The sequence below is a fragment of the Marinomonas pollencensis genome, from assembly GCF_003387375.1.
Lineage (GTDB): Bacteria > Pseudomonadota > Gammaproteobacteria > Pseudomonadales > Marinomonadaceae > Marinomonas > Marinomonas pollencensis.
Genome location: NZ_QUNG01000001.1, coordinates 137,501 through 149,968 on the forward strand (window position 1 = coordinate 137,501; position 12,468 = coordinate 149,968).

The 12,468-nt window shown below is 46.1% G+C and carries 12 protein-coding genes; 3 read left to right on the plus strand and 9 right to left on the minus strand.

Going from position 1 to position 12,468, the window contains the following annotated elements; genetic code table 11:
- Positions 1 to 44: 44 nt before the first annotated feature.
- From DFP81_RS00645 to DFP81_RS00655, 3 genes are read right to left on the minus strand one after another with little or no spacing between them, the layout of a single operon-like run.
- The gene (locus tag DFP81_RS00645) at positions 45 to 1,751 is read right to left on the minus strand and encodes an ArnT family glycosyltransferase (protein WP_115895833.1); all 1,707 of its coding nucleotides are present in this window, start codon (positions 1,749 to 1,751) and stop codon (positions 45 to 47) included.
- A complete protein-coding gene (locus DFP81_RS00650; protein ID WP_115895834.1) occupies positions 1,748 to 2,419 on the minus strand; it encodes a TVP38/TMEM64 family protein in 672 nt (223 codons plus the stop codon). Before DFP81_RS00650 ends, DFP81_RS00645 begins: the two co-directional genes overlap by 4 nt.
- A gap of 3 nt (positions 2,420 to 2,422) precedes the next feature.
- Positions 2,423 to 3,160 carry a glycosyltransferase family 2 protein gene (locus DFP81_RS00655; protein ID WP_115895835.1) on the minus strand — a complete coding sequence of 246 codons (738 nt, stop codon included), beginning with the start codon at positions 3,158 to 3,160 and terminating at the stop codon, positions 2,423 to 2,425.
- 299 nt (positions 3,161 to 3,459) lie between these two features.
- On the opposite strand from DFP81_RS00655, the gene DFP81_RS00660 reads away from it, so the two are divergent.
- Entirely contained in the window at positions 3,460 to 4,791 is a 1,332-nt protein-coding gene (locus tag DFP81_RS00660) for a YdgA family protein (RefSeq protein WP_115895836.1), read from the plus strand.
- A 137-nt stretch (positions 4,792 to 4,928) separates the two neighbouring features.
- Here the strand turns inward: DFP81_RS00660 and DFP81_RS00665 are convergent, their stop codons facing one another.
- Together DFP81_RS00665 and DFP81_RS00670 are read right to left on the minus strand one after the other, a co-directional pair.
- Entirely contained in the window at positions 4,929 to 5,288 is a 360-nt protein-coding gene (locus tag DFP81_RS00665; protein WP_115895837.1) for a hypothetical protein, read from the minus strand.
- Positions 5,289 to 5,375: 87 nt separating this feature from the next.
- A complete protein-coding gene (locus DFP81_RS00670) occupies positions 5,376 to 6,728 on the minus strand; it encodes a DUF3422 family protein (protein WP_245959042.1) in 1,353 nt (450 codons plus the stop codon).
- Between the two features lie 258 nt (positions 6,729 to 6,986).
- On the opposite strand from DFP81_RS00670, the gene DFP81_RS00675 reads away from it, so the two are divergent.
- Both DFP81_RS00675 and DFP81_RS00680 read left to right on the plus strand, forming a co-directional pair.
- Positions 6,987 to 7,559 (plus strand): hypothetical protein, encoded by a 573-nt coding sequence (locus DFP81_RS00675; RefSeq protein WP_115895839.1) that lies wholly within the window; start codon positions 6,987 to 6,989, stop codon positions 7,557 to 7,559.
- A 279-nt stretch (positions 7,560 to 7,838) separates the two neighbouring features.
- A complete protein-coding gene (locus DFP81_RS00680; RefSeq protein ID WP_245959043.1) occupies positions 7,839 to 9,308 on the plus strand; it encodes a glycosyl hydrolase family 79 N-terminal domain-containing protein in 1,470 nt (489 codons plus the stop codon).
- 8 nt (positions 9,309 to 9,316) lie between these two features.
- Here DFP81_RS00680 and DFP81_RS00685 read toward each other — a convergent pair whose 3' ends face one another.
- The 4 genes from DFP81_RS00685 to DFP81_RS00700 all read right to left on the minus strand — a co-directional run bounded on the left by DFP81_RS00685 (position 9,317) and on the right by DFP81_RS00700 (position 12,365).
- Positions 9,317 to 9,889 carry a type VI secretion system-associated protein TagO gene (locus DFP81_RS00685; protein ID WP_115895840.1) on the minus strand — a complete coding sequence of 191 codons (573 nt, stop codon included), beginning with the start codon at positions 9,887 to 9,889 and terminating at the stop codon, positions 9,317 to 9,319.
- 232 nt (positions 9,890 to 10,121) lie between these two features.
- A complete protein-coding gene (locus DFP81_RS00690; RefSeq protein WP_115895841.1) occupies positions 10,122 to 10,388 on the minus strand; it encodes a DksA/TraR family C4-type zinc finger protein in 267 nt (88 codons plus the stop codon).
- Between the two features lie 138 nt (positions 10,389 to 10,526).
- Complete coding sequence (gene hpxO / locus DFP81_RS00695) at positions 10,527 to 11,681, minus strand: FAD-dependent urate hydroxylase HpxO (RefSeq protein WP_115895842.1); 1,155 nt, start codon at positions 11,679 to 11,681, stop codon at positions 10,527 to 10,529.
- Between the two features lie 195 nt (positions 11,682 to 11,876).
- Positions 11,877 to 12,365, minus strand: a complete 489-nt coding sequence (locus tag DFP81_RS00700) for a DUF2127 domain-containing protein (protein ID WP_115895843.1) — start codon at positions 12,363 to 12,365, stop codon at positions 11,877 to 11,879.
- Positions 12,366 to 12,468 lie beyond the last annotated feature (103 nt).

Sequence of the window (12,468 nt, forward strand, 5' to 3'; positions counted from 1 at the left end):
GGCTTTTCGCTTGTAGATAGTCGGCCAATTACCGGCCTATGCCGTTACTGATACGTTCGCTTCATTGGCAAATGGTAACGCTTGATAGTTGCCGGCGCCTTACAACTTGCTGCCATGGCGTCTTTGCCTAATAGTATCCAATGGCGTCCATGAGCTTTGCCCAGCTGGGTCGCTTTGCTGGCATCAAAACACACCATGGAACTATCCTGGATCGACAGGATAAAGCGGTTGGGCTTTTCGCGCATCCACAACCAAGCGTTTCTATCTTGCTCTTGGGTGGAGGTTAAATAGCTAAAATGCGTTAACGGAATGTCGCTGAAGAGTAAAAACTGCTCTTTAAAGCGTGTTAACCCTAACTCTCCCGCTGGCCCAATATCTTGCTGAGCCCTCTCCATGATGCCTTTTGCAGGGGTGCGAATAGGGTTTAACAAGGTGTAACCCCAAGTACTATAAATCACCCAAGTGATCGAGAAGACGGCCGCAAAGGCAAATAAGTCCATCGATTTCCACTTCCAAACCAAGACACCTAACCATACAAAGCCGGTGACAAGGAACAACCAAGCAAATTTCGTGGTGTCATCGCCCAGCTCCTTGGCCACTATATGAGAATGGCTAAAGCACAAGCCCGCAGCGACAAAAAACACTGAACCAAAGACAATAGCACCAGCAATCAGCACGCGCCGAAACCAAGGCTGGATTCCTACATGGCTAACATGAGCGCCCATTAGCAACGCCATCATAGGCAGCGCAGGCAAAACATACAGTCCACGTTTCCCAGGGCTGATACTAAAGAACACCACCACCAACACAACCCAAGCAAGTAAACTGATCATCGCCGGCGAGACTTTTACATTACGCCAAAATGATTTACTGAATAAAAAAGCATATAGCGGGAACCAAAAAGCAGGAATTACACTGACCACAAAGTAATACCATGGCTTAATGTGCCCCCAAGAGTTAGCGTAGCGCTCGCCTGTTTGCTTAAACAAAATGTTATCTCGATAGGCCGAGAAATCAGGATTGCTACTGGTGTTCGCAATATAAAGCATGGGCAACAGCCAAGCGGCCAGTACCAACAACATGGCAATTGGGCCCAGCAAAAGTCGCCAGTTTACCTGCGCTTTGCTAAAGCGATGCTTTGCGCTGAAATGCAGTACCAGGACTGGCAACAAGAAAAACAACGGCAAGAAGCCAACGCCTTTGGTTATGATACCTAGGCCCATAAAAGCCCAACTGCTCAAATACCAAGCCATACTGGCTTTATAGAAAAAGTGCCGCAATAAACCATACATGGCCACTGTTATCCAGCAGGCTACCATGGCATCGATCTGAGCACTTTTGGCTTGATCAATAAACTGCGGTGCAATCAGTAAAAACAGCACAGCGTTACGTGCGGTTTTCACATTCCAAAGTTTTGCCGCAATATCATATACACAAAATACCGACAGCAAACTTGCCAATGCATTGGGAATCAAAAAAGTGGCAGATAAGTTGCCAGTCAGCCAGTAAAGCGCGGCGATAGACCACATGAAAACAGGCGGTTTATCTGGGTACAATTCCCCTCCCCGCATAGGAAAAAACCAATTACCTGAATTCACCATTTCTTTCGCGACTTCCACAAAACGTGGCTCATCCGCAGGCCAAGGGTCACGTAAACCAACGCCTGCTAATATGACGACCGCGGTAATTAACAGAAGCAACCAAAGTGTTTTAGCGTAATCGTCATTATTAAACATTTTCGGTATCGTCATGATGCCTTGCCTTCAACCTGTAAAGTAGAGAGTTTGTATTTAAGGTGGTCTCGGTATATCAATGCGGTCAGTACAAAGCTTAATAGCGACAAGCCTACACTGGTATAAATCATCGCGTGGTTGGCGCCATTAATACCATGACCTACGAGTGCAAAAATCACCGTTTGCGGTAAGTAACCAAGCACACTAGCGCTGATGAATGCCCATAAAGGCACCCCCACACTGCCAGACAACAAGTTGGTGACCAAGTTGCTGCCAACGGGCAGCAAACGCAGCATTAGTATTTTCATAAAAGGAGCACGACTGGCAAACTGATTGAACTTATTCATACGCCGAGGAAAGTAATGAGCCAGCGTATGAGACAAGAGCACCCTAGCCATTAAATAATTGGCTAGTGCCGCGGTTAAACACAGCAACAAGGTGGCCAGAGTCCCCAACCATGCGCCGTACAAATAACCAAATAAAAAAGCCACTACTTGCTTAGGACCACCCGCTGTGACCAATACAAAGGCCGCCAATGCAACCCAGAGATAGCCCTGGTAACCCTGCCCGGCCAAATAGCTCGACAGCCAGTTCTTGTCTGAAAGGTGTGCTAGGATCGGGTTCAATACTCCGGAAAATAGCAAGCCTGCAAAAAGGCAGCCTAAAGCCAGTTTAACCCACTTCATTGCTTAGTCCTGATTAGAATAGACGGTCGCTATGATAGGTTGTTTAGCGCGCTTTTTCAGCCAAATTACCCCAACAATATCAACAATGCCTACCCAGGCTCTATTCCATGCGTTGTAATTGGAAACCCCTGCATTGCGGTCTCTATGGTTCACTTGGCATACGACAATCTCACCATCAATACGCTTGATCAAAGCAGGTAAAAATCGATGCATATGGTCAAAATAAGGCAACATTAAAAAAGTATGTTTAGGAAATAACTTCAGGCCACAGCCAGAATCAGGAACTCCATCATCTAATAATCCTTGGCGGATTTTATTGGCGACACGGGATTGAAAGCGAACCCACGCAGTATCAAGGCGTTTTTTCCGATAACCAGCAACACAAAAATGTTCCTTTGTTATTTGCTTGGCTTGATGAATAAGATTGGGGTAATCCTGCGGATCATTTTGTCCATCTGCATCCGAAGTGATAATCCACTCTCCCTTAGCATGACGCACACCAGAGGATAACGCCGTGCTCTGGCCACAACTCTTTGCATGAAACACTACTTGCAGCTGACAGCCAATTTCTTTGGCAGTATTGATCGCCACTTGCGCCGTATTATCGTCACTTCCATCATCGGTTAGCACTACTTCAAAAGAGTATTCTGGTGATAAGCTCGCGTGAATTTCTCTAATTAATACCCCTATGTTGCCCTGTTCATTTTTGGCAGGCAGAACAACCGATAAAAAAGGTACCATATACACTCCATCACAATAAATTAATTGCCAATTATAGCGGTAAGATTGAAAGCGTTATGATTCCATAACCAACACGAAAAAAATGTCGAATAAAAGAAAAAAACTTGCACGAATATAGCCTAGACCTGTGACTTTTGCGTTACAAATTGATTGTTTTTCAAACAAAATATTCTAATTCCATGGTTTTTTTGTCATTCAGCCGAGTTTCCACCCATCAAATAGACTGAGAAGCTTTTAAACGAGGGGATTTTCCTTGTATCATGCCGTCATAAAGACATTTCTCTGAAAAGGAAGTTACAGTGAAAAAAGTACTCGGAGTGTCCCTGGTCACGCTTATTGCAGCCTGCCTTATCGCCCCAAAATTTATTGCCAACGAGTATCAAGAGAATCTCACCGATCTAATCAATAATATCAACAGCGAAGCTGGCTACAGTGCGACAATCACCGCCTCTGAACAAGGCTGGTTTGGTGCGACGAGCACCGTATTAGTGAGCTTTGATAGCGCCATGATTAGCCCATCCGCCTCCGCTCAAAAGTTAACCGCTGAGCTCCAGTTGGAAAGCCATTTCGGCCCGCTGCTGTTTAGCAAAGAAAGTCTAGTTGGCTTATTCGCGACCGATGTCCAACTAAAAGGCGATCAACAGCGCCAGTATTTAAACTGGAACAATCAGACCCCTCTTTACCATCTTTCGATAGCCAGTAACTTAGCGGGTGACCTAAAATTCGATGACTACATTCCTGCCTTCACCAACAAAGCACAAACCTTGTCTGTCAGTGAATACAAAGGCCATGGTCAATACGCCAACAATAAACTGGTTTATAACGGCGGCTTCAAAGCAGCAACCTGTAAAGAGCGCGCCTCAGCCACAGTGGAAAATGTTGCTTTACACTTGGACCTCGATGCTGATTGGGCGACGCTGCGCAGCGAAGGGTTTTATAACGGTGATATGAGCCTCAACATCGATAAGCTAACGACCCAAGAGCAAGAGGAATTGACAGGCATCAAAGTCACTCTAAAAACTCAGCTAGATGAAGAAACTCAGCTAGGCAGTATGCAAATCGGTTACGCCATTAAAAAACTCATCGCCGACGACTTTCAAGCAGACAACCTCGAGCTAGTTACCGAGCTAAACCATTTAGACAATCAGGTGTTTCTTGATTATGGCAAGCTGGTCAGAGAATCAACCGAGCTTTCTGCCTCTCAGCAGCTCGACTTTATCCAACAACATCTTGAGCCCCTACTGGCAGGCAAGCCAGAGTTCAACATCCTGGCATTACGCGGTACCACCAATGATGGGACATTTAACGCCACGTTAAACAGCCACTTAGCAGACATCAATAACCCAAACCTTGGCCAAATGAATGATCCAAGATTTTGGTTATACAACGCGGTAATTCAGGCCGATGTCGAGATCGACCAAACGTTACTGCACACCGCGGTCCAACACTATGTGGCCAAGAAAATGTATGCACCAGCCAATTCACCAGAGGTGAAACAACAGTCTGATATGCTAATCGATAGCCTGCTTCATCAAGGTATTATCAAACCTGAAGGCTCTCAATACGTAACCCAGTTTCATAGTGAAAAAGGGCAAGCGACCATCTACGACCTAAGTTTTCCTCTGATCTGAGGTTTACCCTCTCTTTCAGCGTCGCTGTTAACAAAAATACCGCTCAATTTGAGCGGTATTTTTATTCATCTTGTTCTTAGTGTTTTGCCGTCTATGTTAAATAGCCCCTTGCCAGCATGGCATTTAATCCGCCGACACTAACGTTTGAATATCATCAACTCCACTGACACTAATATCAGCACATAAAACAGCTCCAGCACCCCCCACATCAAATTCGGATATTCAAGGGCTAACGTCATCGCCCCCAATGGGCTTAACATATTCAGCATCCATAATAATGCGGACAGCAACACCACAATAACGCCGCCAATTTTCGTTTTTAAGCGAATCATCGCGCCCACACCCAATAAGGTTAACAACCACCAAATACCAGAGCTGGAAACCAGCATTCCAGTCACACCAAACACTTCTCTGATGATAGTGGTCAGCAATAATGGCGGTTCAACAAGGACATAAAAGCCCACATCGATGATCAAGCAAAACAAAAACACATACATACGCCGACGCCCTTACTGGTTGCCCTTGTGGTGCCTCCTACACACTCGCGCTGTCATTACACTGGCACCGCAAATAACATGCTAAGGCTACTTTTGCTTTTCTGAACGTTTTTCTTTCTCTTCTCGTGCCTTTGCCAATAACAAAAAGCGTTTATGGATTTTACGCGTGGTAAACCAGACACCGCCAACAACAAGCGGCACAGATAAACCAAGGGCGAGACTTTTATCAAACTGCACGCCCTTGTCATAGACAGCTTCGATGATAAATTTAAGCAAACCAACCGAATAATAACTGATCGCGGCAACCGACAAACCTTCAACCGTATGCTGCATCGCCAATTGGATTTTAGAACGCCTATCCATAGACGCAAGAAGGTGTTGGTTCTGTGACTGTATCGACATTTCTACCCGCGTACGCATCATGTCTGAAACACGATCAATACGACGCGACAGGTTTTCTAAATGGTCTCCTGTGGCTTTGCAGGTTCTTACCGCGGGAGTGAGACGTCGCGTCATAAACTCTGTAATGGTTAAATGTCCCGATACTTCATCTTCTTTAAGCTCTGCTAAACGCTTGAGAACCAAATCATGGTAAGCATTGGTTGCGCTGAAACGAAAGGTAGTTTGCGCCCTGGCCGCTTCCACCCAAGCCGCCATATCAATCAGCTCTGCCAACAAGGCTTGCTCGTCTAGCTTCTCATTAGAGTCCGCTAAGCGAGCCGTAGTGGTCGCGAGCTGCTCATCCATTTTAGCCAGCTGCGCATTGTATTTTCGCGCAATGGGAAGCCCTAATAAGGCCATTAAGCGATAGGTTTCAATCTCCACAACACGCTGCACCATTCGCCCCAGCTGGCTATCACTCATGTTTTTATTATAAATAAGAAAGCGACCGCAACCATCACTGTGCAGCTGAAACGTTGTCCATACTTGTGCATCGCCGTTTTGTGGTCGACTACCAACTAAGCGCATACTTTCAAAGCCGCTTTTAACCGATACCAAATCTGGCTCTGGCTGTGTTCTGGCGTCTTCAATGGCAATATGAAAGGCCGCAATAATGGTGCCTGGTAATGCGGCCAGCCAAGCGTCAGGCAGTATTGCCAAGGCATGACTGGCAAAAGGGCTCACCGCTTGATTGGTGTCTGTATTAATGAACATATACGAAGTGAACTCTAAGTGCTTTTCACGCCGCACTCGCAACGAACCAAAATCCACTTCATAACATACCCCCTCCTGACTAGGCGGTTGCTGCTGAAAATGCTGGTAAAGACGACAAAAATGTTCAAACTCTTCCTGTTTATCATCCGCGCCAAGCATCACTGCCAAGTAGCTAATCCGAGCAGGACTCGACAGCACTTGAAACGGCCTTGAGTGTAACTCAGCGTATAGCTCTTCTCGCATTGGGTGTATCGATAACCCATAGGCATTTGATTCTTTATTCACAATATAATCCAGAGTGTGTATTTTCGGGGGAGTCATTAAATAATTCGATGAAAAGCAATAAATTGCAACCATACTAATGAGATAGAGGTGAGTTATTTAAATTTAATCAGGCGCTGCTCTGGGCCTTGTGAGGGAAAAACAGCAGACGGGCAATTTGCCCTTGGCCTCTGACTGCCCCTTGCCAAGCAAATGACAGTATAAAAGTGGCGCTATATTGCGATAGACTTAGTATAACTTTCAGCAGGATATGAATAGCTTATGATGCGCTCTTTTTCTAAACGGACAGAAAAACTCATTAATGCGGCATTGCTGTGTGGATGTGTCAGCGTGAGTGGCCAGCTGCAAGCGGTGGATTTAGTCACATTCGGTCAAGCCTGCCTAAAACAAGAAAGCTATTTAAACACCCTTAAGCGCAACATAGATGAAGCCGACTTTGCTAGACATACATCAAAAGATTTAAACCAAGGTGCTCGTGCCAATTTACGCTCTTACAATCGTCAGCTGAATGAGCTTGAACCTGAGCTACAAGCGTGCCAAAAAAACGCCCCCAACAGCCGCACTTGCCATGATATTCGTATCCGTCATAACCGCCTAACGGAGCTGGCTGACCGCGCTGAGCAACGGCTTGATAAGCAGCACGATGCGCTCAATCTGGACCCCCCTCAAACCCTCTTCTTTCGCCAACAGCGTTACCATGACGTGTACGATCAATTCATTGCCATGTGCCGCGATTCGGATGTGCACTACCAGCTGATCCAAGACCCTAACGCTTATCAACAAGTATGCGGCAGCGGATCAAACAAGGCCTCAATTACCTGCTCACTGTTCTAAGTGAATAGAGTTTTTGGCGCTGTTCAACTTGTCGACACTCAAGGTCGCACAATCACATAATTGTCATCTCTTTGTTGCATGCTTAGCTGAGGAAGGTGCGAATAAGTCGCCTTAGCCCCAAAGAACATGATCTAAAAGCTTGCTGTCTTTGTTAAGCATCTCGTTAATAGGCCTACTATTCACTTTCGATGCTCGCCGTGAGCAGCCTGCTTTTCATTTCATGTTAGAACAAGGGCATTTGTTCTCACCCTCCCTAGGCAACAGCAGGAGACTATTACCTTGACGAATTCAGCCCGTATTCGATTTCGCTTCTATAAACCCCGACTCGCCCGTCAGCCAAGACACGTCACCGTCAACCTAAACAAGACCCAAGCCAGTCACACCATAGACAAGAAATACCTTTCCTTTTCAATCGATATCTCGGTGTTAGCCGGTGGTTTTTGGTGGGATGGCAGCCAAGGCACCCACAAAGGATTAGGCACTCAAAAAACCGCACCGTTGGATTTACAGCAGAGTAAATTAAACAAATTAGTGCATGCTTTAGGGCCTGCTTATTTACGGGTTGGTGGCTCTGAGGCCGATAAACTGCATTACTTTAGTGCCCCAACTGAGCAACCGGATGCCCTTCTCCTGAGCCACACTATGTGGGATGAATTACACCATTTTTGCCAACGACATGAGTTGTCGCTCATGTTTACCTTTAAATATGGTCTGTTCCGTAAATCGTTGCATGGCCGCTGGCAAGCGGATGAAGTAGAAAAATTACTGAACTACAGCAATCAGCACCAACAGCACATTGCCATTTGCGAACTTGGCAATGAACTTAATGCCTATTGGGCATTTCATGGGCTCAACGCGCAACCTAGCGCCAGAAAACTTGCTCAAGATTACGACACCTTCACCCGCACCGTGCGACAGTTAAGCCCAGACAGTAAAGTAGCTGGCCCAGGCAGTGCTTTTTGGCCCAGAATCGGGGAAACCATTAAGCCTATTAGCAATGTTACGTCTCGTTTTCTGGCGTCCATAGAAGAACCATTAGACATTGTAGATTGGCACTATTACCCCTTTCAAAGCAGCCGCTCACCGGTCAAAACACGGCCTGCCACCCTTAATAATCTGCTGTCTTCACGTTCATTCTTAGATTATGAAAAATACCTCTCTCAACTGACACGATACCGCGACCGTTTCCAGCCCCAAGCCCGTATTTGGACAGGCGAAACAGGCTCTGCTCAATGCGGCGGAGAAAGCAATCTTTCTGACCGCTTTGCCTCCTCGTTTTGGTGGGCGGATCAACTAGGACGTGGCGCTAAGCTTGGCCAACAGGTTATGGTGCGTCAGAGTTTAATTGGTGGCGATTACGCTCTGATTAATAAAGACACCCTGAAACCCAACCCAGATTATTGGTTAAGCTGGTTGTGGAATAAGTTGATGGGGGACACGGTTTATCACGTCAGCAGCAGTGACCCTAACGTCATAACCTATTGCCACAGCGCGAAAAAAATCGGCAAATGCACACTGCTGATTATTAATATGACACCTTACCCTAAGCGTGTTCAGTGCCACGGGTTTGGTGGAAAAAAACGGCGCTTTGAAGTGACGGCCGATGAGCTCATTGCAGAAAAGATCCGCATCAATGGTATGCGCCCAAAATTTAAAGGCGGCAAAGTGAAATTAAAAGATTTCCCAACGCTATCTAAAGTGAATTTAGTCAGCCCTTATAGCATCAATTTTTGGTGTTTTACTGTGTAACGCAACAGCTAAAAACAGATGCCTTGCATATGAGGTAAAAGATTACTCAACCCCTTCAAGTAGAAGGTCGCACTGACGGTAGGCGCATCTTGCGACGAAATTTGCACACGGAACGTACGCTTGGTGGCCAACGTTTGAATAAAATCACCAGGATTCGACACATAAACAGATTGCTGAGCCAAAGAAAGGGGCCATTTTGCAGGTTGCGGCAAAGCATCATCAAAATGATAAGTAATGTTTACCTTGCCTTCTTGAATCACAACGCCATCCCAATGTATTTCTAGCTCTGTTTTTTTATTATCACAGCGCACCGTCATGGCAACGGGATTATCAAGGTAATGGATTTTTGAAGAGGATAATAAGGTCGCTATAAAGGTTGATCGCTCTTGTTCCTCTTTCTTAGGATGCAGGCTGTAAACCCATCGACCATTGTCTACTTTTGGAGATAGAAAATCGGCTGTGAGCGACTTAATCAAGCACGCGTTGAAGGCCTGATTGCTACTTTCTGACTCACAATTAGATGCCCCCCAAGCAGCACCTGTTATAAACCACAGCGAGATGATGACACAACGAAAATTCATACTTACCCTATCGCCCAAACTTAGTGCATAGCATACAAAAAATAGAGAGAAATGAAACGCAGTAAATAAGAACTAAACGCATCTTTACGTTCTTGGCAGGATTACTGCGTTAACAACAGCTGTATTATGCACGAAACCATCAAGCCATTACCCGGCTATGTTCATTATTTGAACAAAAGAGCAGATTAATAAAAGCGTCGACGAGGGCGGTATTTAGAAACCCCGCTGCCGTTTATCTCAATTGGCTGTCTTTGCTGCCGCTGCGGTTGTATAACGTGTCTGTTTTCGTATTTTTTTCCAGCTCACTTTGACACTGAATACATAAGTGAACACCTGGGATCGCTTGTCGACGACGCTCAGGAATGGGCTGTTCACATTCTTCACAGTGGGTTAGGCTCTCGCCAACAGGCATACGACTTTTGGCTTGCTCTACTGCATCATTTACCGTGGCATCAATTTGCTCTTGTACCGCGCCATCTTGCGCCCAGCCGCTGGCCATATGTCTCTCCCATTGCTAGCAATAGTTACTCTTATCATGCGCTCATCCGCCCTCGCACAGTAGGCGCGCGAAGGGCTCAAAGGCAACAACGCCTACCTCATTAATAGCAGACAAACGCCATTGAGCCAACTTGCACAGTTAACCCAGTGGCCCTCCTACTATGGTGTCTTTTAAGCCCGCCATGATCTTGTCTCCTTGCTCTTGCTTTAGCTCATCATACCAGGCCTGTGTCACCGCCATGTTTTTTCCATGGGTCACATCGCAACGTTTACGCGCTTTTAAAACAAGATCTTTCGCCCGCTCATGCCGCCTATCTTGATAATCCAGCAACGCCTCTTCAATAGTCGTATTGCCCGCAAAAGACATACCAAGCACCACGGCATCTTCCATCGCCGAACAACCACCTTGACCTATGTCTGGTGTGGTCGAATGTGCTGAATCTCCCAACAGAGCAACCCTTCCTTTTACAAAGGTATCAAAGGGTTCCACATCATGAATTTCAATTCGATTGGTGGTCTCTGGGTCCAGCTCATCGATCAACTTTTGCACAGGCTCTGCCCAACCAGCAAAATAGCCTTTTAAATCCTCTTTCAGCGTCAGCCGATTTTCTTCTAGCCCCACAGGAAGAGGCACATCAAAAAAGAAATAAAAACGCTGATCCGCAATTGGCATCACAGACACCCGCTTTCCTTCGCCGACAAATGTCGTCCACTGATCTATTGGGGCAATGCTTGAATCAGCGGCAACCAAACCATTCCAATTCACATAGCCTGCGTAGCGACGCTCTAGTTCCAAGCCTAATACATGGCCTCGCACCACCGATCGGGCGCCATCCGCTGCAATCATAAAATCGCCATGAGCGACACTACCATCGGTAAAGTAAGCGGTTACGCCATCGGCAGATTCAGTGACACGCTCGATGCGCTTATCAAATTGCACCTTGTCTCGGCCCCAGCAGTCGATCATCATCGACTGCAGCCCAGCGCGAGATACAGGGCAAGGTCGTTCGCCCACGTCATCAATTAATGGCTTAAGGCTAAACTGGGTCATCACCTTACCTGACTTGCCATCTTGGTATGCCATCTTGTGCATCGGGCCACCCAGTTCGTCCATAATATGGCCCATCCCAAGGTGGTTCATGCATTTCACGCCATTAGGCCAAACCGAAATAGCCGCTCCTACGGGTTTGATTTCTTTTACCGCTTCAAAAACGTCACACTCGATGCCCTGCTGCTTTAATGCTGCCGCGGCGGCCATACCACCGATACCGGCACCTATGATCAATGCTTTCATGATTCGCTATCCTCTTCGTCATCATCTAAGTGCCTGTAGCACGATTCATTCCATGACCCGACAAAATATTAATTTATTTTCAAACAACAAGAATATGAAACAAATGTTTCTCTATTAATCCAAGATACCTGAAAAAAAACAAAGATATAAGAGGAAAGTTAGCGAATAACGCCCTAAAAATGCCCTAAAAGGGCCCTAAGGGTGCGACAAAGAGGCTTCAGTGTCGGTAGCCAAATGTTTATTAGTACCTGCTTTTAAAACCCAATACATATAACTGACCACCACAATATTAATGCCCAGCACGCCCAGTGTGATGACATTTTGATCTTTGATCACTTCATAAATCTCAAACGGCAAATACACAGCACCACTCAAAAAAGCGAACCATTCTGTCCAGCGCATTCTGTGCCACAGCCCATAAGCTTCGATAAAGCGGATCAAGGCGTATCCCAAAGCAACCATGGTCACTAGGGTGAGCCCAGAATGGTTTATTTTATCAATGCTGTGCAATGCGAGCACGGCATAATGATTAGTCGCAGCCAGATGAAAATAGGCAAACATATTCACTGCCTCTTGGTGCAAATCGACGCCCGCCAACGCATGTACTCCGATGGCGACTAATACCGCTAATACACCTTTAAAAGCCTCTAATACGGCAATGGCACCTAAACCAGATAGATTCATACAAAGCTCATTTTTCAGACAGGATCAACAAAGGAAGCATTCTAGGATGAATGCAGATCAGCACAATAGACTCAGCAAAAAGCCATGCTCTTTAATAGGCCAA